Source organism: Bacillus sp. N6 (genome assembly GCF_052805735.1).
The window spans coordinates 5301104-5323556 of sequence record NZ_CM127843.1 but is presented as its reverse complement, the minus strand read 5'-3'; the positions used below and the strand labels follow the sequence as shown (position 1 = coordinate 5323556).

General features: G+C 34.3%; 17 protein-coding genes. 12 read left to right on the top strand and 5 right to left on the bottom strand.

What is annotated here, in order from left to right:
• The first annotated feature begins 14 nt into the window (after positions 1–14).
• Positions 15–2033, top strand: coding sequence for a GAF domain-containing sensor histidine kinase (locus ACUXVC_RS27405; protein WP_098126210.1), 2019 nt, complete (start codon positions 15–17; stop codon positions 2031–2033).
• A gap of 221 nt (positions 2034–2254) precedes the next feature.
• Positions 2255–3133: a radical SAM/SPASM domain-containing protein gene (locus tag ACUXVC_RS27400; protein ID WP_000713633.1), complete on the top strand. Its 879-nt coding sequence runs from the start codon at positions 2255–2257 to the stop codon at positions 3131–3133.
• Between the two features lie 37 nt (positions 3134–3170).
• Here ACUXVC_RS27400 and pepF read toward each other — a convergent pair whose 3' ends face one another.
• Positions 3171–4988, bottom strand: a complete 1818-nt coding sequence (gene pepF / locus ACUXVC_RS27395) for an oligoendopeptidase F (protein ID WP_144465871.1) — start codon at positions 4986–4988, stop codon at positions 3171–3173.
• Positions 4989–5125: 137 nt separating this feature from the next.
• Positions 5126–6109 carry a GMP reductase gene (gene guaC, locus ACUXVC_RS27390; RefSeq protein ID WP_000432447.1) on the bottom strand — a complete coding sequence of 328 codons (984 nt, stop codon included), beginning with the start codon at positions 6107–6109 and terminating at the stop codon, positions 5126–5128.
• A gap of 473 nt (positions 6110–6582) precedes the next feature.
• Between guaC and dbpA the strand changes: the two genes are divergently transcribed.
• Together dbpA and ACUXVC_RS27380 are read left to right on the top strand one after the other, a co-directional pair.
• On the top strand, positions 6583–8028 hold the full coding sequence (dbpA, locus tag ACUXVC_RS27385) for an ATP-dependent RNA helicase DbpA (protein ID WP_053563264.1): 1446 nt from the start codon (positions 6583–6585) through the stop codon (positions 8026–8028).
• A gap of 243 nt (positions 8029–8271) precedes the next feature.
• A complete protein-coding gene (locus ACUXVC_RS27380) occupies positions 8272–9510 on the top strand; it encodes a hypothetical protein (protein WP_053563265.1) in 1239 nt (412 codons plus the stop codon).
• Between the two features lie 148 nt (positions 9511–9658).
• Here the strand turns inward: ACUXVC_RS27380 and ACUXVC_RS27375 are convergent, their stop codons facing one another.
• Positions 9659–10219, bottom strand: coding sequence for a DUF1836 domain-containing protein (locus tag ACUXVC_RS27375; RefSeq protein WP_088022546.1), 561 nt, complete (start codon positions 10217–10219; stop codon positions 9659–9661).
• 164 nt (positions 10220–10383) lie between these two features.
• On the opposite strand from ACUXVC_RS27375, the gene trhA reads away from it, so the two are divergent.
• The 4 genes from trhA (at position 10384) to ACUXVC_RS27355 (ending at position 14257) form a co-directional block, all read left to right on the top strand.
• Positions 10384–11031, top strand: coding sequence for a PAQR family membrane homeostasis protein TrhA (gene trhA, locus ACUXVC_RS27370; protein ID WP_095689927.1), 648 nt, complete (start codon positions 10384–10386; stop codon positions 11029–11031).
• Positions 11032–11215: 184 nt separating this feature from the next.
• Positions 11216–12232, top strand: coding sequence for a UDP-glucose 4-epimerase GalE (gene galE / locus ACUXVC_RS27365; protein ID WP_053563268.1), 1017 nt, complete (start codon positions 11216–11218; stop codon positions 12230–12232).
• Positions 12233–12676: 444 nt separating this feature from the next.
• Positions 12677–13267: an AmiS/UreI family transporter gene (locus ACUXVC_RS27360; RefSeq protein WP_000540540.1), complete on the top strand. Its 591-nt coding sequence runs from the start codon at positions 12677–12679 to the stop codon at positions 13265–13267.
• Between the two features lie 96 nt (positions 13268–13363).
• Positions 13364–14257 (top strand): NAD-dependent epimerase/dehydratase family protein, encoded by an 894-nt coding sequence (locus tag ACUXVC_RS27355; protein ID WP_141240957.1) that lies wholly within the window; start codon positions 13364–13366, stop codon positions 14255–14257.
• An 88-nt stretch (positions 14258–14345) separates the two neighbouring features.
• On the opposite strand, the gene sodA is transcribed toward ACUXVC_RS27355, so the two are convergent.
• Positions 14346–14972: a superoxide dismutase [Mn] gene (gene sodA, locus ACUXVC_RS27350; protein WP_000094037.1), complete on the bottom strand. Its 627-nt coding sequence runs from the start codon at positions 14970–14972 to the stop codon at positions 14346–14348.
• A gap of 218 nt (positions 14973–15190) precedes the next feature.
• On the opposite strand from sodA, the gene ACUXVC_RS27345 reads away from it, so the two are divergent.
• Together ACUXVC_RS27345 and ACUXVC_RS27340 are read left to right on the top strand one after the other, a co-directional pair.
• Complete coding sequence (locus tag ACUXVC_RS27345) at positions 15191–16261, top strand: nitric oxide synthase oxygenase (RefSeq protein ID WP_000047620.1); 1071 nt, start codon at positions 15191–15193, stop codon at positions 16259–16261.
• A gap of 360 nt (positions 16262–16621) precedes the next feature.
• The gene (locus ACUXVC_RS27340) at positions 16622–18190 is read left to right on the top strand and encodes a BCCT family transporter (protein WP_063246476.1); all 1569 of its coding nucleotides are present in this window, start codon (positions 16622–16624) and stop codon (positions 18188–18190) included.
• Positions 18191–18242: 52 nt separating this feature from the next.
• On the opposite strand, the gene ACUXVC_RS27335 is transcribed toward ACUXVC_RS27340, so the two are convergent.
• Positions 18243–19541, bottom strand: a complete 1299-nt coding sequence (locus ACUXVC_RS27335; protein ID WP_095689930.1) for an MFS transporter — start codon at positions 19539–19541, stop codon at positions 18243–18245.
• A gap of 325 nt (positions 19542–19866) precedes the next feature.
• On the opposite strand from ACUXVC_RS27335, the gene lytS reads away from it, so the two are divergent.
• Together lytS and ACUXVC_RS27325 are read left to right on the top strand one after the other, a co-directional pair.
• Positions 19867–21636 carry a two-component system sensor histidine kinase LytS gene (gene lytS / locus ACUXVC_RS27330; protein WP_000933592.1) on the top strand — a complete coding sequence of 590 codons (1770 nt, stop codon included), beginning with the start codon at positions 19867–19869 and terminating at the stop codon, positions 21634–21636.
• Positions 21614–22354 (top strand): LytR/AlgR family response regulator transcription factor, encoded by a 741-nt coding sequence (locus ACUXVC_RS27325; RefSeq protein WP_000921848.1) that lies wholly within the window; start codon positions 21614–21616, stop codon positions 22352–22354. Before lytS ends, ACUXVC_RS27325 begins: the two co-directional genes overlap by 23 nt.
• The last annotated feature ends 99 nt before the right edge of the window (positions 22355–22453 follow it).

The window sequence follows — 22453 nt, the reverse complement described above, 5'->3', positions numbered from 1 at the left end:
TGGAGGCTATGTGAATGGTAAGTGATCAGACGAGATATTCTAGGCTCGCGAATATAACAAAAATAATAAATACAAAATTAGAACTACGTGAAGTATTACGGCGTGTGACAATGGCGATATCAGAGGAGATTGTTAGGTGCGATGCTGTTGGAATTTATTTACCCCAGGAAGATGGAACATTTAGAGGGTTTGCAGGAAAACCAGAGACCATAAATGGCGTAACGCTCGATACTCAGGTAATTGATCCTGAAGTAGATTTACTGGCAAAAGAAGTTATTGAAACGAAAAAAACCATCTATATTCCTGATACCTCAAAGGATCATCGACCAGATCCGAGACCCGTTGATGCGTTTAAAATTAAGTCCTTATTAGCTCTGCCTATCTCATTTAGGCAAGAATTATTTGGTCTGGTTTTTTTATTTGATTATGGGATTCCGATGAACTTAACAGATTCAGAAATTCAAAGTGTTGAAGCTTATGTAAATATGGCCGCGGTCGCAATTCAAAACGCAAATAATTTAACACAAAAGGAAAACCTTATTGCTGAGAAGCAGCTGTTACTAAATGTTACCCGTGATTTATCAATGTGTGCCTCAATACAGGAGAGTTTTGATAAATGCTTTTTTTACTTAGATCAGATTTTAGAAAGTAAAAATATGACTGCCCATCTTCTAGATCCGCTAGACAAAACAACGATTAAAACAACGAAATTAAGTAAGGGCTGTGATTGGACAGAAGCGGATTGGACAGAGAAAAGCTATGAAGCCAAGATCCAAGAGGTTATTCAAACAAAAAATATAGATAGTAAGGATTTATTGATGATTCCATTGGTTTCAATGGGAGAAGTATTAGGGGTAATCGTCGTTGGTAAAGAAGGAAAAGCTCACAATTACGATAATTCTCAAATTCAACTAGCAAAATCTATTGTTGATGCCACAGCCCCTACGTTTTCAAATTTGTTATATATGGATAAACTAGAAAGTATAGTGGAAGAGCGAACGGGAGAGCTAGCTGCTGCTAATGAAAAAGTTACAAGTGTGATTGAATGTATTACGGATGGATTCTTTACTTTAAATAATAAATGGGAATTTACGTACGTAAATAAGCACCAATATTTTCCGCAAAGAAAAACAGCAAAAGATGTATTAGGAAAGAATATATGGGATGTTTTCCCGAGTGACATCGACACAGTTATGTATAAGGAATTTCATCGTGCAATGTCAGAGCGAACTACAGTTCATTTCGAATTTCTTTCTACTGCAGATGAATATTGGCACGAAGTTATTGCATACCCGTATGATGATGGTATTTGCTGTATTTTTAAAAACATAACGGAAAAAAAGAAATATGAACAGGAATTGAAAAGATTATCTAACATTGATTTAATAGGGCAAATGGCAGCAGGTATCAGCCATGAAATTAGAAATCCAATGACAACGGTACTAGGATTTTTGCAGTTATTAAAAGAAGAGAATACCTATGAGAAACATAATAAGTACTTTCATTTAATGATTGAAGAACTTAACCGTGCCAATTCTATTATTACTGAATTTCTCTCAATGGGGAATACAAGGAAATTGGATTTACAGATGTTAGATTTAAATTCAATTATCCGCGATATTATTCCTTTAATAAAGGTTGATACGCACAATCAAAATAAGTATATTCAAGTCGATACAAATGACATTCCGGAATTACTTTTAAATCGTAATGAGATACGGCAATTATTAATGAATCTATATCGTAATGGCTTAGAAGCGATGGATACAGGGAAAGTTCTAACCATTAGCACCTACAAGGAAGGTCAAAATTGTGTGGTGCTTGCAGTGCAGGATCAAGGAAAAGGTATTAGGCCTGAAGTATTAGAGAAACTGGGTACGCCATTTTACACGACCAAAGATAATGGAACTGGATTGGGGTTAGGTGTATGTTATGCCATTGCTGCCCGCCATAATGCAAAAATAGAAATTAAAACAGGATCAGAAGGCACTACCTTTTTTGTTAAATTTAATTATGAAAATAATAAAAAATAAGCTTATTTAGAATAGTTATGATGAACCGTATCATAAATAAATTTATTCTTTGCATATAAAAAGGATAAAGAGACCATTGGACAAAAATTACCGATGGTCTTTTAAATATTATTAGATGGTATGTAGATTTCCTAAAATAAGTATGTTTCTATTTCCATAAAAATATGCTGTAATATGAAGAGGAAAAAAGTATAAGTAGTTAGAGAAGTGAGGAATTAAAGGTGAAGAAGTTTAAGAAGTTTTACTTGGAGATTACGAGTGTATGTAATCTTGCGTGTAGCTTTTGTCCGCCGACGGAAAGGCAGAAGCAATTCATTTCTGTAGAGGATTTTGCTAAAAGATTAGACCAAATTAAACCTCACACAGACTACATTTATTTGCACGTGAAGGGGGAGCCGTTGCTCCATCCGAAAATAGATCAACTATTAGACTTAAGTCATGAAAAAGGGTTTAAAGTTAATATTACAACGAACGGAACGTTAATTAATAAGAGAAGGCATAGGCTGTTAAATAAGCCCGCGTTAAGACAAATGAATTTTTCACTGCATAGTTTTGATGGACACCCAGGTTCGCAAGATAAAGAGGGCTATGTAAGGAGTATACTTTCCTTCATTAGGGAAGCGACAAGTCAATCAGATTTAATTGTATCGTTAAGGTTATGGAATTTAACTCAGGATAATAAAACAAATGCTGAAATTCAGAAAAATAGGGAGTTATTATCTATAATTGAAAATGAATTTGATCTATCTTATCAGATTGAAGAGAAGCTTACACCAGGAAAAGGTATAAAAATTGCAGAACGTGTCTTTATTAATCAAGACTATGAATTCCAGTGGCCAGCATTACATGAAGAAGAGGATGATGGGAAAGGATTCTGTCATGGACTTCGTAATCAAGCAGGGATTTTAGCGAATGGGACGGTTATTCCTTGTTGTTTAGATGGTGAAGGGATTATTAACCTTGGAAATATTAATAACGATTCATTTTCTAACATTATAGAAGGTGAAAGAGCAACAAACATTGTCGATGGATTTTCCAAAAGAGTTGCGGTTGAAGAGCTTTGTAGGAAATGTGGATATCGTAAAAGGTTTGGGAAGTAAATATGAAATAAGCCCTCATAAAGCGAGGGCTTATTTTTTATTCTTGATAAGAATGCTCTAATTCATCAATTAATGAACCAACGTAAGAAACAGCTTGACGGATTGCATCTGGTTTTGACATATCTACTCCGGCATGTTTCATTAGTTCAAGTGGTCTCATTGTACCACCAGCGCGAAGCACATCTAACCAGCGATCAATAGCAGGTTGTCCTTCATCTTTAATCATTTGAGCTACTGCAGTAGATGCAGTGAGGCCTGCGGAATATGTGTAAGAATATAGACCCATATAATAATGAGGCTGACGCATCCAAGTTAAGCCCGCACCTTCATCGATTTCTACAGAATCTCCCCAGAATGTCGAAAGGACATTTGTTTTAATTTCAGTTAAAGTTGTAGCTGTAAGGGGCTGTCCTTCTTCTGCTAGAGCATATACTCTACGTTGGTATTCACCCTCAAGTAAATGAGTAACAAAGTTGTGATAATATGTGCCGAGTAGTTGTAGAATGACCCATCTGCGCATCCTCTTATTGTCAGTAGTCGCTAGTAAATGCTGAGCTAATAGTAATTCATTCATAGTTGATGGTGCTTCAACAAAGTACATAGATGGGCGTACGTTCATGATACGTTGGTTTTTATTTGCTAAATAGAAATGACCAGCATGTCCAAATTCATGTGCTAATGTGAAGCATCCACGCATCGTATTTTGCCATGTAATTAAAATATAGGGATGAGAGCCGTATGGACTTGAGCAAAATGCCCCTGTTGATTTGCCTACGTTATCTGCAAGATCTACCCATCTTTCTTTGAATCCTTTTTCGATTATGGAACTATATTCATCGCCTAATACTTTTAAAGAATCTTGAATGAGCGTGGCTGCTTCTTCATAAGTAATCGTCGGATTAAATTCGGGATCTAAAGGTGCATGTAAGTCGCAGAAAAGCATTTGATCGAGTCCTAATGCTTTCTTTTTTAAATCTGCAAAACGGCGCATATGAGGTGCTAATTCTTTATAAATAATATCAAGTTGATTGTTATACATTTCAAGTGGAACCTTTTGTGGTTCTAATAGCATATGGGTAACGGATTCATATTTACGTAAACGAGAAAGTGTTACTTGTTTTTTTACTTCGGTAGCATATGTTGTCGCAACTGTATTTTTATATCGTTTCAAGGTGGAAACAAATGATGAGTATGCTTTTCTACGTATGTATGCGCTTGGAGAAAATTCATATTTGCTTTCAAATAATGCGAAAGAAACAGGGAGTTCGTTTCCTTGTTCGTCTTGTATAGAAGTGAAATCCATATCTGCCAATTTAGTCATGCCGTAAATTTTGTATGGAGAACTATGAACTTCGCCAAGTGCAGCAAGTGCTTCTTCTGTTTCAGGAGAGAGTGTGTGCTGCCTTTTTTTGAGTATTTCTAGTAACGACTTACGGAAAGGTTCGAGTTTTGTTTCTTCAGTTAAATATTTTTCAATTGTTCCTTCGTCGAATGAGAGGATTTCATTATGAATAAAGGATAGTGCAGTATGTACTTTCGTCCATAAAGCAGAAATTTTGGAAGAGTTCGCTTGAATAACTGGATTTGTACGATCAGTAGATTCTTTTAAATTTGCATATGAGTACAGTTTTGTTAACTTCATTAAAAGCTCTTCTTCTAAAAGTAGGCAATTTAATAAAGTTGTGGAGTTAGTATGTAAACGTCCTTTAAATGCATCAAGTTTCTGTATATCATTTTCTAATATGTTTAATGCGGTATGCCACTCATCATTGGACTTATACAAATCAGACAAATCCCATTTTAGTTCGTTAGGTACTTCCGCACGAACAAGACGATTCTCAATTATAGTTTTCATGTCTTATATCCTCCTTATTAAAAGCATCTAAAAATATGATACTAGAAAATTCAGTAAAATAAAAATATTTAACATTTTTATATATGAAAAAGAAGGAGAAGCAATTCTATGCTTCTCCTTCTTTTTAATTTTAAGAATTAATATACTTTGTCACCATTAAAAATTGAGTTTTTCACGACAACATAATCTACAGTACGAATAGCATCTAGTTTTGTTCCACCAGCGTAAGAGATAGAAGATTGAAGATCTTGTTCCATTTCGATTAACGTATCTTCTAAAGAACCTTTATGCTCAACGAACATTTTCTTACCTTCAACGTTTTTCTTCTCACCCTTTTGGAATTCAGAAGCAGAACCGAAGTATTCTTTATAAAGTTTGCCATCTCTTTCAATTGTTTCCCCTGGAGACTCTTCGTGACCAGCGAATAGAGAACCGATCATGACCATAGTTGCCCCAAATCGAATAGATTTAGCTACGTCGCCGTGTGTACGAATACCACCATCAGCGATAATTGGCTTACTTGCAGCTTTTGCACACCAACGAAGTGCAGCTAGCTGCCAACCACCAGTTCCGAAGCCTGTTTTAATTTTAGTAATACAAACTTTACCAGGTCCAATACCAACTTTTGTTGCATCGGCACCAGCATTTTCTAATTCTCTTACCGCTTCGGGAGTTCCAACGTTTCCAGCGATAACGAAGCTCTCTGGTAAATGTTTTTTAATATGTTGAATCATGTTAATCACAGCATTAGAATGACCGTGTGCGATATCAATCGTGATATATTCAGGTGTAAGTTGCTCAGCAGCTAATTGTTGTACGAATTCATATTCGTCCTCTTTTACACCAACGCTGATAGAAGCGATTAATCCACGTGATTGCATATCTCTAATGAATGAGATTCGTTTCTCTGGTTGGAAACGATGCATGATATAGAAGTAATTGTTTTCAGCTAAATAAGTTGCGATTCTTTCATCAATAATCGTTTGCATATTTGCAGGCACGACAGGTAATTTAAATTTATGTTTTCCTAAAGTGACAGTTGTATCACATTCAGAGCGGCTATTTACAATACATTTTGCAGGAATTAATTGAATATCTTCATAGTCGAATACGTTTTCCATCATTTACACCCCTAAAATACGAATATTTTATTTTTATTAATCAAAAATGTTCGTCCATAGGATAATTTACATTATTTTTATTAAGAAGTCAAAGGATTTCTTAACATTTTTTTAAAAAGTAGATTTTATATCTGAAAAAAAACGTTAAAAACGAATTTAAAACGTTTTTTCAATTGTATTGTTCGTTTATGAAAAAAGTTGAAAATTGAGATAATTATACAAGGTTGTATGTATTCTTTTTATTTTTTGGTAGGGTGAGGGTACTATGAAAGGGTTAATGCTAACAATACGAGCAAAAGATGTTATCAATTAGTTGAACAATATATGAAATGATAAGGTTTATTTCTATATAAAAAGATGAATCTGATATGATCCACCTTTTTATGTGAGGTTTCAAGTATAATAAGTAGGGTGATAGTAACGTATACAAAAGATAAAAAAGAAAATAATACAGAATAAAATGAGGTTAATATATGAGTAAAAAAAGTTTTTCTGATTATAAATTAAGTAAGGAAATTGTAAGGGCGCTTACTGGGTTAGGATATGATCATCCAACAGAAGTACAAGGTGAGGTTATTCCAGTCGCATTACAAAAGAAGGATCTTGTTGTGAAGTCCCAGACTGGAAGTGGAAAAACAGCTTCATTTGGTATTCCGCTTTGCGAAATGGTGGAGTGGGAAGAGAATAAACCACAAGCATTAGTTTTAACACCAACGAGAGAGCTTGCGGTACAGGTAAAAGAAGATATTACAAATATAGGTCGATTCAAAAGGATTAAGGCTGCGGCAGTTTATGGGAAATCTCCATTTGCACGTCAAAAATTAGAATTAAAGCAAAAGACACATATTGTAGTTGGGACCCCTGGTCGTGTGTTGGATCATATTGAAAAGGGTACCCTTTCTTTAGAGTGTTTGAAGTATTTAGTTATTGATGAAGCAGATGAGATGCTAAATATGGGCTTTATCGATCAAGTAGAGGCAATTATTGATGAATTACCTATAAAAAGAATGACAATGCTATTCTCAGCAACACTTCCAGAAGATGTTGAAAAATTGTCTCGTACATATATGAATTCACCAACTCATATCGAAATTAAAGCAGCTGGGATTACAACGGATAAAATTGAACATACTCTTTTTGAGGTGATAGAAGACGAGAAGCTTTCACTACTTAAAGATGTAACAACGATTGAGAATCCTGATAGTTGTATTATTTTCTGCCGTACACAAGAAAATGTAGATCATGTATATAGACAGTTAAAACGAGCTAACTATCCTTGCGACAAAATACATGGTGGTATGGTACAAGAAGATCGTTTTGAAGTCATGGATGATTTTAGAAAAGGGAAATTCCGTTATTTAGTAGCAACAGACGTGGCTGCGAGAGGAATTGATATTGATAATATTACACATGTTATTAATTATGATATTCCACTTGAAAAAGAAAGCTATGTACATCGTACTGGAAGAACGGGACGAGCTGGAAATAGTGGAAAAGCTATTACATTTATAACACCATATGAAAATAGATTTTTAGAAGAGATTGAGGAGTATATTGGTTTTGAAATTCCAAAGGCAATTGGACCTTCAAAAGAAGAAGTTATGAAAGAGAAAGCTGCATTTGAAGAAAAGATATATGCTAAACCAATTATAAAGAAAGATAAAAATGCGGACATAAACAAAGGCATTATGAAGCTGTACTTTAATGGCGGGAAGAAAAAGAAAATTAGAGCGGTAGATTTCGTCGGGACAATTGCTAAAATTAAAGGTGTTACAGCAGAAGATATAGGCATTATTACGATACAAGATAACGTTTCTTACGTTGAAATATTAAATGGAAAAGGACCACTGGTTTTAAAGGTTATGAGAAATACAACGATAAAAGGTAAACAATTAAAAGTTCATGAGGCAATTAAATAAATGAAAATATCCACTTTAAAGGTGGATATTTTTTTGGGGCTTACTTATAGAGTGGATAATGTGAATGGACTTTAACCAATACGTGATTGACGATTGTTTTTTTGTATGTTAGTATTTTTAATTGGTTTTTTCTACCGTTTAATAGGAAAATTGGTAATTCATTTAGGAGTATATTTTTATATAAGTAAATCAATTTTATTTTAATTGTTGTAAGCTATAAAAAATAAGGACGGTGTTTATGAAATGAATTTTACTCAAGATAGGTGGAGTTTTAAATGGCTTCATTTTTATTTGATGGTAGTAGTTGTTGCATCTCTTTTATTACGAATATATTTAGCATTTCATTTAGAAGGATATGAACGAGATCAACTATTTTTCGTGGATTGGATGAACACGGTAGGTAAATATGGATTAGGTGATGTGTATGCACATGGGGATTTAGTAAACTACCCTCCTTTTTTCTTAGCTCTTTTAGGTATTTATGGAGTGATATTGTCATTTTTTAATATATCCGTGGATGCTGCTGGTGTTTTAATTCGAGTCCCATCAATTGCATTTGAAGTAGTGGCTATAATTATTTTTGCTATAGCTTCTAAAAGGATAGAAAATTCGATTGTGAGAGCAGCATTAGTGACATTTTTTGCATTTAGTCCAGCAGTTATAGTGGATGGGACTATTTGGGGTCAAGTAGACATGTTACATAGTATATTGATGGTTAGTTCTATTTTATTGCTAATGTATAAGCCAACTTGGTCTGGTGCTATTTACGCTATAGCGTTACTAGCTAAATTTCAATCAATCGTAATTGCGCCTGTATTTGCTATGTATTTCCTAAAAATCATTTTTGAAAAAAGAGAAGGTAAGCAATTAATTAAATTTATAATAGGGTTCTGTATCCCGTTATTAATATTCGGCCTTTATTTCGCAGCACATGGAACATTTATTACTATGTTGACACAAGCATATTTAAATGCGGTGGGTACTTTCCCAACGGTAACTGTATTTGCTATGAATATTTGGTATTACGCGATTGGTACGGATCCTAATACGGTAGATACTATTCAAGTTTTACCACATATTACATTGAAAACAGTTGGATTAATACTCTTGTCTATTGCAGCGGCATTAACTTGTTTATATGTCTTTTTCCATCGCCATATGAATACGGCAGTTCTATTAAAAGCAGCGACTTTTATAAGTTTTGCATTCTTTATGTTACCTACGCAAATGCATGAGAGATATGCTTTCCCAGCATTAGTATTTGTCATCTTTTTATTGCTATATGAAATGAAGTGGACAGGAATAGCTTTAGGATTAACGTTAACAATCTTTTTAAATCTAGTAATGGTTCTGTATGCAGGCTCTAATACGAATATGGGAATGTTTATCGTTACTATTAATGTTTTTATTTTCTATGCTATGTGTAAATTATTAGTAAAAGAGTATTGTGATCGCTTTGAATTACTAATAAAGAAACAGTAAAAATTATAATTTTAGAGAGAAGTACATTTTGCCAGTATGCAAAATGTACTTTTTTAGTTTGAAAGAGTAAAATTCCAATAGAAAAATAAACATGAGAGGATACTTAGAAAATATAATTTCTAAAATACTACAATCATTCGGATAGTTATTAGGACTCTTTTAAATCATCAATCAACTTCTCAGCTAAGCGTCTGTACATATTACTCATCGACACAAATGATGTTAGTAATAAAAATTTCTCTAGGTTCGGATTTTCTAAGGAAGAAATCTCACTTACTTCTGAAACACGGTTATTTACGTCTTGTGTAAAGTTTTCAACGTTGTTTTCGGTAAGGGTAAGATAATCTTTATATAGCGTATTTAATTCGAAGGAATCATCGCCTAATAAGGATTCATTTATATTTTCTAAGGAGCTTTTTATGTCATTAATGGAAAGGGCCCCTTTTAATTGATAAATTAGGCTAATTAAAATCATATGCTCTTTTGAGTATTTTTTATTTTTGATTGGAATAAACAGTTTCCCTTTTGCATAATTGTTAATCATTGTTTTTGTTAATACTTTTTCATCATCGTTTCTTGTTGTATCCGCATAAGTATTTTCAAATAGTTGGACAACCTGGTCTACATACAAGTCGACATTTGGAATATCCTCAAGCGTAATATTTTTTTCTAAATGTAATGTTTCAAGCAATTTATTTATATTTTTCACGTAGAACCCCTCACTTTTATAACTTAGTGGAGCATAAAGTTAAATTTATCTCTAAATATGGTATTACGAAACAAATGAATTGTAAATGTTGACCTCTAATAATAATGCGTATATAATTACATGTAGTTATCGAAACTACATGTAATTATATGAGGGGTGTTTATATGAATGCTTATATAAGGGAACCGGTTAATGCTTTTACCCACTTGGGGGGAGCTGTATTATCATTTATTGCATTATTAGCTATGCTTGTAAAAGTTTCTATTAAGATGCCATCTTTTGCGGCAATTACAGCTGTTATTTTGTTTGGCATCGGAATGATGGTTCTGTATACAGCATCAGCTGTATATCATAGTGTGGTAGCCAGTGAACGAGTTATTTATTTCTTTCGAAAGCTTGATCACTCTATGATTTTTATATTAATTGCAGGTACATATGCACCATTTTGTTTAATTACATTACATTCCGCAAACGGTTTATTATTATTTTGTTTAGTTTATGCAACGGCCATTTGTGGTATTGTTTTTAAAATGTTTTGGTTTAGTTGCCCGAGATGGTTATCAACAGTAATTTATATTACAATGGGCTGGTTAATTGTTCTGTTCTTTGCACCGTTAGCTGCTAACTTAAGTGCAGGAGGTATCGTGCTTCTAGTACTTGGAGGCATTCTTTATACAATTGGTGGATTTATTTATGGAACAAAGCCAAAATGGTTAGAGTTTAAACATATGGGGCATCATGAAATTTTTCATGTTTTTGTATTATTAGGTAGTCTTGCGCATTTTCTAAGTGTATATTGTTACGTAATTTAATAAAAAAACGCCACATAATAAAAATTATGTGGCGTTTTTTTATTACCTGATTAGAATCGTATATGTTATAAAATCATTATGGGATAAAATGTAAGTTTCTGTGTTCGCATGTTAAACATAGGATAAGAAATATGTGATATACTTTGAGAAGTTTATAATGAATGAAATATGGAGGACTATAATTATGGCAATACTTGTAACAGGTGGAGCAGGATATATTGGTAGTCATACATGCGTAGAATTACTAAATAGCGGTTACGAAGTTATAGTAGTGGATAACCTTTCGAATAGCTCGGTAGAATCTATAAATCGAGTGAAAGAAATAACAGGAAAACAATTTAAGTTTTATAAAGAAGATGTTTTAAATCATGAAGTGCTTGACGCAATTTTTGAAGAAAATGCAATTGACGCAGTTATTCACTTTGCAGGATTTAAAGCTGTAGGGGAGTCAGTAGCGATTCCATTAACATATTATCATAACAACATTACAAGCACGTTAGTGCTATGTGAAGTAATGCAGAAACATAATGTTAAGAAGATGATCTTTAGTTCATCTGCAACTGTATATGGTATCCCGGAAACGTCACCGATTACGGAGGAGTTTCCATTAAGTGCAACAAATCCATATGGTCAAACGAAATTAATGATTGAGCAAATTATGCGTGATGTAGCATTTGCAGATGCAGAATGGAGTATCGCGTTACTTCGTTATTTCAATCCATTTGGTGCACACGAGAGTGGGCGTATTGGAGAAGATCCAAATGGAATTCCAAATAACTTAATGCCATATGTAACACAAGTAGCAGTAGGTAAGTTAAAAGAATTAAGTGTATTCGGAAATGACTATCCAACGAAAGATGGAACGGGAGTCCGTGATTACATTCATGTTGTGGACTTAGCAAATGGTCACGTAAAGGCGCTTGAGAAAGTACTGAATACAACAGGAGTAGATGCTTATAACCTAGGCACAGGCATGGGCTATAGTGTACTAGAGATGGTTAAAGCGTTTGAAAAAGTTTCGGGCAAGAAAGTTCCTTATAAAATTACAGAGCGTCGCCCAGGTGACGTGGCAGTGTGTTTTGCTGATGCATCTAAAGCGAAGCGTGAATTAGGCTGGGAGGCAACACGCGGATTAGAAGAGATGTGTGCAGATTCTTGGAAATGGCAATCAAATAATAAAAATGGCTATTTAGAAGTTTAATGATGAATAAAAAAATGACCTTTGCATAAAAGCAAGAGGTCATTTTTTATTAAGTTTATTAGCGAATCTAGAAAAGAACGTTTGCTGTTTTAAATGATATGATTTTACAATATCTTATGCTAGAAGATAGTAGAATGAGATAGAGGAATGTATTATTTTATTAATTTTTTATAGAAATTGAAAGCGTATTATTGAAAAGTATTCCAACACTTGTATCATTGCTAGAGTCCGTTTATAATCAAGGAATCCTATTTCATATTTTGATAGGATTATTTATTATTGAAAGCGTTTTAAGTTTCCTCTTTTTTTGAGGTAGGAGGTCTGACTTATTCAGATGAAAAATTATGTATGTAGTTTTAAATGGGAAGAAAAATAATATCAGTATCACTTTATAGTGTGGGGAGGTTAAAAGTGTGAAAGGTAAAGATTTTCACACGAATATATATGGGTTATATAGGATTATTACTTTCAGGGGCAGCTTTATTTTTAAATAGTCTTGTTATATTAGGGAAAGCAGAGATGAAAAGTGCGGGTGTTTTTAATTTATTTGTGGGTGCACTACAAATTATTATTCCGTTTTATTTGATCATGATTTCTGACCAAAGCAATTGGACAGTGTATTCATATGCGGCTACTTTCTTATTTGGATTAACTTATTTATATGTAGGTGTTACTTTTATAAAAGGAATGGATAGTAGTGGTCTAGGATGGTTTTGTATTTGGGTAGCAATTATTGCTTTATTCTATATGGTTGTTTCATTTGTTCAATTCCATGATGTTGTTAATGCATTAACGTGGTTTATGTGGGCATTACTTTGGTATTTATTCTTTGTATTAAATACACAAAAGAAGAACATCAATCAATATCTTGGAAGGATTGCCTTCGTACAATCATGGGTAACATTGACTTTACCTTCACTATTTTATTTTATGGGAGTATGGGGAGAGGGATTCGTATATGAATTATGGGTTTATGTATCAGTAATTTCTATTTTGTACTTCTGTTATTGTATTTATAAATATCGAGTACGTTAATATATGATCTGCATAAAAGCATGGAATCGTTAAACTGATTTCATGCTTTTATATATATTAGCGTTTTATAATAAAAGAGGTGGTATCTCATAAATCATGAAAATGGGGATGATGAAATTGAAGAAAGTGTTGGTGTTAGGAGGAACAAGGTTTTTTGGTAAACATTTAGTAGAGTACCTTTTGCAAGCTGGACACGATGTAACAATTGCCACAAGGGGAGTTACTGAAGATTCTTTTGGTAGCGCAGTAAAAAGAATAATTGTCGATAGAGAAGATAGAAAGCTACTAGAAGAGCGTCTAGAAGGAAAAAGTTATGATATTGTATACGATAATTTATGCTATAGTTCAAATGCAGCGAAAATGGTATGTGAATTTTTGAAAGGAAAAACGAAGAAGTATATTATGACATCTTCAATGGCTGTCTATGAACCTGCATTAAGTTTGTTAGAAGAGGACTTTAATCCATACGAATATGCAATTACATATGGAAATAGAAATGATTTTAATTATAGTGAAGGAAAGCGATTAGCCGAAGCGGTTTTATTTCAATATGCAACATTCCCAGTCGTTGCAGTGCGTTTTCCAGTTGTTATTGGAGAAAATGACTATACGAAAAGGTTACAATTTTACGTTGAATGTGTTGTGAACCAAAAACCTATCGTTGTGGATCATGTAGATGGAACTTTGTCATTTATACATGAAAAAGAGGCAGGAGAGTTTCTAGCTTGGTGCGGAATGGAAAATGTGAAAGGACCAATTAACGCCTGTAGTAACGGGGTAGTTTCTACGGAAGAAATTATTCATTTCATAGAAGAGAAGACGGGAATAAAAGCACTCATCCAGGAAGCTGGAGAAAATATAGCTCCTTATAATGAGGTAACTAACTGTACGTTACATAATGGAAAGGCTCGTAAATTTGGATTTTTGTTCCGAGAGCTGAAACTAGAAATAAAAAATGTTTTAAAACATTATATAAATACAATGAAGTAATCATAAATCCCCCGGTGGCAATCCGGGGGATTCTGGAGGATTTCGACAATACTGATTTTACATTACCAAATTTACCTTATACATACGACTAATGTTTTTGTGATTGAATTGCTTGTAAATACTTCTCGTTTACTTGGTCCCAGTTTACTGTATGCCACCAATTGGTAACAAACTCTGGGCGCCGATTTTGATACTTTAAATAATAAGCATGTTCCCATACATCAATTACGAGTAAGGGGATTTTCCCTTCTTGCAAAGGCGTATCTTGATTTGGTGTACTCATAACAGAGAGTTCCTCACCGTCAAGAACAAGCCATCCATAGCCACTTCCAAAACGACTAATAGCTGCTTTGGAAAGTTGATCTTTTAAGTTGTCAAAGGTATTGAAATAATAATCAATTACTTTTGCAACGTCTCCATTAGGCTCACCGCCACCTCGTGGGCTCATCACTTCCCAAAAAAGACTATGACAATAGTGACCACCACCGTTATTTCTTACAGCTGTAACGATTTCCTTCGGTAAAGCATCTAAATTACATAGCAATTCTTCTAAAGATTTATTATGTAATTCAGTATAATTTTCTAAAGTAGCATTTAAATTGTTTACGTATGTCGCATGGTGCTTTCCATGATGAATGGAAAGTGTATTGCTATCGATATGTGGCTCTAGTTCATCATAGTCATATGAAAGCTTTGGCAATTGAAATGAAGACATAACATTACCTCCTTTCTATTTAAAAAAGTTGGTCTAGGTAAAAATACTTTACCTGAGTCAAAAATACACCCATTTTCCATATAAGTCAATAGTAAGTCTGTTAATTTTCTGAAAAATATTACAATAAAAGTAACACTCTCAATTTCATTTGTGACTCCTATCCTTTTTGCTTATACTGTAAAGTAGCAAGGTTTTGTTGAAATAGAAGGAGATTGTTTATGAGTAAAACGAAACAATTAATAGAGGAAGCAAGTAATTTTATTACGATTTGTTATAAGGAGCTTCATAAAGAACAATTGATAGAAGAACGTATAAAAGAAATTCAAATTGAGATAGAGAAGACAGGGACATATGAGCATACATTTGAAGAACTTGTTCATGGTTCACGAATGGCATGGCGTAACAGTAATAGATGTATTGGAAGACTATTTTGGAGTAAGATGCACATATTAGATGCGCGCGAAGTAAATGATGAAGAGGGTGTATATAATGCATTAATTCATCATATTAAATATGCAACGAACGATGGAAAAGTTAAACCAACCATTACGATTTTTAAGCAATATCAAGGTGAGGAAAATAATATACGAATTTATAATCACCAATTGATTCGATATGCAGGATATAAAACAGAAATGGGAGTGATCGGTGACTCGCATTCCGCTACATTTACGGACTTTTGTCAGGAGCTTGGCTGGCAAGGAGAAGGTACGAATTTCGATGTATTGCCACTTGTATTTTCTATAAACGGGAAGGCGCCTACATATAAAGAAATTCCGAGGAAAGAAGTCAAAGAAGTGCCAATTGAACACCCAGAATACCCTATTTCATCACTTGGAGCAAAATGGTATGGGGTTCCAATGATTTCAGATATGCGCTTAGAAATTGGCGGTATTTCTTATACAGCCGCTCCGTTCAATGGATGGTATATGGGAACAGAAATTGGGGCGCGCAACTTAGCGGATCATGATCGTTATAATTTACTTCCGGCTGTTGCGGAGATGATGGATTTAGATACATCTAGAAACGGTACGTTATGGAAGGATAAGGCGCTAATTGAGTTGAATATTGCCGTACTACACTCTTTTAAAAAACAAGGAGTTAGTATTGTTGATCATCATACTGCTGCACAACAATTTCAGCAATTTGAGAAGCAAGAAGCTGCTTGTGGTCGTGTTGTAACAGGTAATTGGGTGTGGCTTATTCCACCATTATCTCCAGCTACCACTCATATTTATCATAAACCGTATCCGAATGAAATTTTGAAGCCAAATTTCTTTCATAAATAATATTTAGTGCAGTTTTTTTCTGCAAAATATATTTTTTTTAATTACTGTTATGTAGCAAATGGAAGCCTTTACTCTCGGTTATTTTTGGAAGAGGATTTTTGAACCAAGGAGTTCCTTATGTTATAATCAAATTTCTGTTTCGAAGACCTTATAGAAATATAAGGTCTTTTGTTTTGCTTTTTTATGTAAGAGAAAGAGATTTTTTCTTTTTAATAAGGGATTTGGCATATTTTTAGGGACAACATAAGTATGTGGGAAGTCGATAAAATGTTATGCATATATAATTATTGTGTTTTGGGTTTAAACAATAAAACATAATAGAGTTGTTTTTTTAGATTGCTGAGGAAGGAGGAAGTGTAAATGAGGATGAAGAGTCGAAAAACTGATTGGCCTGTATTTATTATTAGCGGTGGTTCACTTTTATTATTTGTAATTGCAGTTTTTTTGAACAAGGATTATGTAGAGAGTGCGATTAATAACAGTTTCGCTTTTTCAATTAAATATTTTGGTGCCTTCTGGCAAGTTTTATTATTAGGTACATTTATTGTTGCGATGTGTATGGCGTTCTCCAAATATGGGAGAGTTAAACTTGGGGGATTAGAAAAACCTGAGATTAGTACGGCAAAATGGCTTGCTATTATTATGTCTACATTACTTGCCGGAGGTGGCGTTTTTTGGGCAGCAGCAGAGCCAATGTACCATTTGATGACGGTGCCACCAATACATGATGGTATATCTGCTGGAACGAAAGAAGCAGTTATGCCTGCTTTAGCACAAAGTTATATGCATTGGGGATTTTTAGCATGGACGATTTTAGGTACAATTAGTGCGGTAGTTATGATGTATGGACATTATCATAAAGGTATGCCGCTAAAACCTCGAACGCTTTTATATCCTATTTTTGGGGAAAAATTAAGAAAGAGCCTGCTTGGAACGATAATTGATGCAGCTGCAATTATTGCAGTAGCTGCAGGTACAATTGGCCCAATTGGATTTTTAGGTTTACAAGCAAGTTATGGGTTACAAGAATTATTTGGAATTTCTGATGTATTCACTACTCAATTGGCAATTATTGTTTGCGTAGTGGCCGTGTCTACCATATCGGCAGTAACAGGTATTGATAAAGGGATTCAAATTATAAGTAATTTAAATGTTAGATTAGCAATTTTGTTAATGGCATTCATATTACTATTTGGGCCAGGTGGATTTATTATTGATTCGTTTGTTTCTTCGTTTGGATTTTATGTAAGTGAGTTTATACCGATGAGCACATACCGTGGTGATACAAGTTGGTTAGGATCTTGGACAATCTTTTTCTGGGGATGGTTTATTGGATACGGACCAATGATGGCAATTTTAGTGAGTCGAATTTCAAGAGGGAGAACGATTCGAGAAATCATCGTTGCAATTGGAATTATCGCACCTATTATTACAACGTTTTGGTTTACTATATTAGGTGGATCAGGTGTGTTTTATGAGTTAATGAATCCTGGTTCTATCTCGGACGCATTAAGTGAATCTGGTATGCCGGCAGCTATGATTGCAATTACAGGACAATTGCCACTTTCTAATATTATTGGACCAGCATTTCTTTTATTAACAATTTTATTTGTAGTGACAACAGGAGATTCAATGGCGTATTCCATTTCAATGGCAGTGACTGGAGACGGAGATCCTAGAATTAGTTTGCGAATTTTTTGGTCGCTTATTATGGGAGCAGTTGCAGCAATTCTTTTATATATGGGTGAAGGAAGTATTAATGCGCTACAATCGTTTATCGTAGTGACGGCAGTTCCGGTATCAATTTTGTTATTCCCGATGCTATGGTTAGCGCCTAAAGTTGCGGGAGAATTAGCATTAAAACAAGGTATTGTAAAAGAAGATGATAAAACTGCATTCTTATTTCAGAAGGCTAGTAAATCAAAATAAATAAAAACGTAAAAGGGGAAGCATCTTAAATGAGATGCTTCCCCTTTTACGTTTAATCTAATACTTTTCCCTTTGTTTCTGGTACACATAGTAGCATTGTAATTAACCCGATTGGGTAGATGATAAAAATCAGGGACAATGCTCCAAGTAGGTTGCCACCTGTAGCGAGTAAGCCGATAATAACAGGCCCAAATCCAGCTAATCCACGCCCTGTACCGAAAATAAAGTTTTCTGCGGTAGAGCGAGCTTCAGCAGGATAGTTTTCAGCTAAAATTGCCCCAAATCCTCCCATCATTCCATTTGCAAAGAATCCAAGCAATGCACTTCCCCATAATAATAATGTTGAATCTGTGAATAAGAAGAAGTAAATGAGACAGTATACTGTACCGCCAATATAATAAATTGCAAAAGTGTTACGACGACCAATTTTATCAGCTAGAATACCAAAGGTTGCAATTCCAATTAGCATACCGATGGTAGAAATGAACATCCAGCCACTTGCTTTTGCTAATGTATAGTTATATTTATTTGCTAAAATAGTTGGCATCCATGTGAAGATTCCGTAATATCCGAAGTTCTGGATAAATGACATAATAATAAGACCGATTGTTGTGATTGTTACTTTTTTACTGGCAAATAACTTTCGAAGTGGGAATTTTTTTATATGTTTTAGTTGTTCTGCTTCAGTAGGTGTTAATTTACCTGCAGCTTCTTTTTGTAATAGTTCTTTTTTGTAGCGTTGTTTTTGCTCCCATATTTTCGGTTCACTTAAACTTTTACGGACATAGACGGCTAGTAAAGCTGGAATTAATCCAAATAAGAAAACGGCTCTCCATCCAAAATGCGGGACAATAAATGCTGGAAGGAGTGAAGCAACCAGTACACCAAATTGCCATCCAAGTGCAACAACAGATGTCGCTTTAGCGCGCATTTCTTTAGACCATGTTTCTGTTACAATGGCCATTCCGATTCCGAATTCACCACCAACTCCCATTCCAACTAAAAAGCGAAGAATTAATAATTGCCAGTAGTCTGTTGCGAAATAAATGAGTGCGGTTGCTAGTGAAAACAGTAAGATTGTGAAGGCCATTGTACGAATACGTCCAAATAAATCAGCAATAAATCCAAATAAATAAGAACCAATTAACATCCCTATTGTGGTAGCTAATGTTAAGTTTCCACCTTCAACAGGACTTAAGTGAAACTCTTTTAAAATATAGACAAGTACGAAAGATAATAGCAACATATCTAAACCTTCTGCTGCATATCCTAGCGCAGAACCAAATAATGTTTTATATCTTTTCGCTTTCGTCTCCTCTGTTATTTGTTGTACATCAGTAGTGACGTTCATTATTACTCCTCCTTATTTTCTACAGTCGCTATGGAAGAATAACAAAAGGCCTTCTCACCTGATATGATGAGAAGGCCAAAAAAGCATACGTATCCCTAAGAAAAGAACATACGTATATTGTATTCCGACTTCCTTCTCAACCTCACGGGGTTGGGTTAAAGGACTGTATTATATTACTTTATTTTTAGCACTCTTCTATTGTATTGTCAAATAAAGAGGAAGTTATTATGTGTAAAATATTTCAAAAAACATTTCGTTCTTCTTGACGCCGACTTCATTATTTTCCCATAATAAAACTAACTAAATAAAAAGGAATGAATCAAAGATGCTAAATTTAGTACTCATGATGATTGAACGAGTCGGACTTATAGTTATTTTAGGATTTTTACTCTCTCATATTAAAACTTTCAGACGTCTCCTTCATAAACAGGATGGCTATGTAGATAAGCTTAAGCTTATTTGTATTTTTTCGGTATTTACAATTGTAAGCAATTACACTGGGATTGAAATAGCAGGAAATACGATTATGAATGAAAATTGGTTACAAGGTGTTTCTTCGTCAAGTACAATTGCGAATACGCGTATTATGGGTGTTGGTATTAGTGGCTTACTTGGTGGCCCTATCGTAGGGGTTGGAGTAGGGTTTATTGCTGGTATTCATCGTTATATGCTTGGTGGTACGACAGCGCTAAGCTGCGCAATCTCTTCTATTTTAGCGGGGATTATAACGGGTTATATCGGATATATTTTCAAAAAATATAATCGTACAATTACTCCTAAGTTTTCAGCAGTTTTAAGTGTTTTTATCGTATCTTTAGAAATGGTTATGATTTTATTAATTATAGAGGATGGAATTAGCGTTGTGAAAACAATAGCGATACCGATGATTCTTGTAAATAGTTTTGGAAGTTTTATTTTACTTTCTATGATACAAGCTATTTTGCGTCAGGAGGAGAATGCAAAAGCACTTCAGACTCATAAAGTATTGCGTATTGCTGATAAAACGTTACCGTATTTTCGTCAAGGTTTAACAGAAGAATCGTGTAAGCATGTGGCACAAATTATTCACCGCTTTACAGGAACGGATGCGGTATCTTTAACAGATACAGAGAAAATATTAGCGCACGTTGGATTAGCATCAGATCACCATATTCCTTCACATAGTTTAATAACTGGTTTATCAAAAGAGGTTTTACATACAGGGCAAATAATGAAGGCGAAATCACGTGAGGTTATTAATTGCCAACATGAAAGCTGTCCCTTACAAGCCGCTATTGTTATTCCACTAACTTCACATGGAAATACGATAGGTACATTAAAACTGTATTTCAAAAATTCTAACCAGTTAAGTCGCGTTGAAGAAGAATTAGCAGAGGGGTTAGCAAAGATATTCTCCACGCAGTTAGAGTTAGGAGAAGCTGAGTTGCAAAGTAAATTACTTCAAGATGCGGAGATAAAAGCATTACAAGCACAAATTAACCCGCACTTTTTATTTAATGCGATTAATACAGTATCAGCTTTATGCCGAACAGATGTAGAAAAAGCAAGGAAGTTATTATTACAGCTGAGCGTGTATTTTCGTTGTAATTTGCAAGGGGCACGTCAGTTATTGATTCCACTAGAGCAAGAATTAAACCACGTACAGGCATACTTATCATTAGAACAAGCAAGGTTCCCAAATAAGTATGAGGTAAAGATGTATATTGAGGATGAGCTAAAGACAACTTTAGTACCACCATTTGTTCTTCAACTATTGGTTGAAAATGCACTGCGACATGCTTTTCCGAAGAAGCAACCAATATGCGAAGTGGAAGTGCATGTTTTTGAAAAAGAGGGTATGGTTCACTTTGAAGTAAAAGATAATGGACAGGGAATTGAGGAAGAACGTTTAGAACAATTAGGAAAGATGGTAGTTTCATCAAAGAAAGGGACTGGAACAGCTTTATATAATATTAATGAACGTCTTATTGGGTTATTTGGGAAAGAAACGATGCTTCATATCGAAAGTGAATTAAATAAAGGGACGGAGATTACCTTTATTATTCCAAAAAAAGTAGGGGAGGAAGAGCCGGGTGTTAAAAGTATTAGTAGTTGACGATGAAATGTTAGCACGTGATGAACTAAAGTATTTATTAGAGAGAACGAAAGAAGTTGAGATAGTTGGTGAGGCTGATTGTGTGGAAGACGCATTAGAAGAACTAATGCAAAGTAGACCAGATATTGTGTTTTTAGATATTCAATTATCCGATGATAACGGATTTGAAATCGCGAATATATTAAAGAAGATGAAAAATCCACCTGCAATTGTATTTGCTACTGCCTATGATCAATATGCGCTGCAAGCATTTGAAGTAGATGCGTTAGACTACATTTTAAAACCATTTGATGAAGAACGTATTGTGCAAACATTAAAGAAGTATAAAAAACAAAAACAAGCGCAAATAGAAACGAAGCACGAAATAAAGGGGACAGATGTAGCAGCAGAGATGCATAAATTAGCATTACCAATTGAAGAATCAATCGTACTTGTGAATATTGAAGACATTATATATGTAGGGCTTGTAGATGGGAAAGTAACAGTAAAAACAATGAGGGAAACGTATGTAACACATGATACACTTGTAATTTTAGAGAAGAAGTTACCACAAGCAAGCTTCATGCGCATCCATCGTAGCTTTATTGCGAATATTAATCATATTACTGAAATTCAGCCATGGTTCAATTCTACTTATAATTTAATCATGAAAGAAGGATCGAAAGTACCTGTTAGCCGTACATATGCAAAAGAACTCAAGAAGCTGCTTCGTATTTAAGAAGCAGCTTTTGTATTTCATCCTTTTATATTTGTAACTGATTCTGTATATTTGACGTTCTGTTATGTAAACGCTTACTTTAGTGTTTATATCCTATAC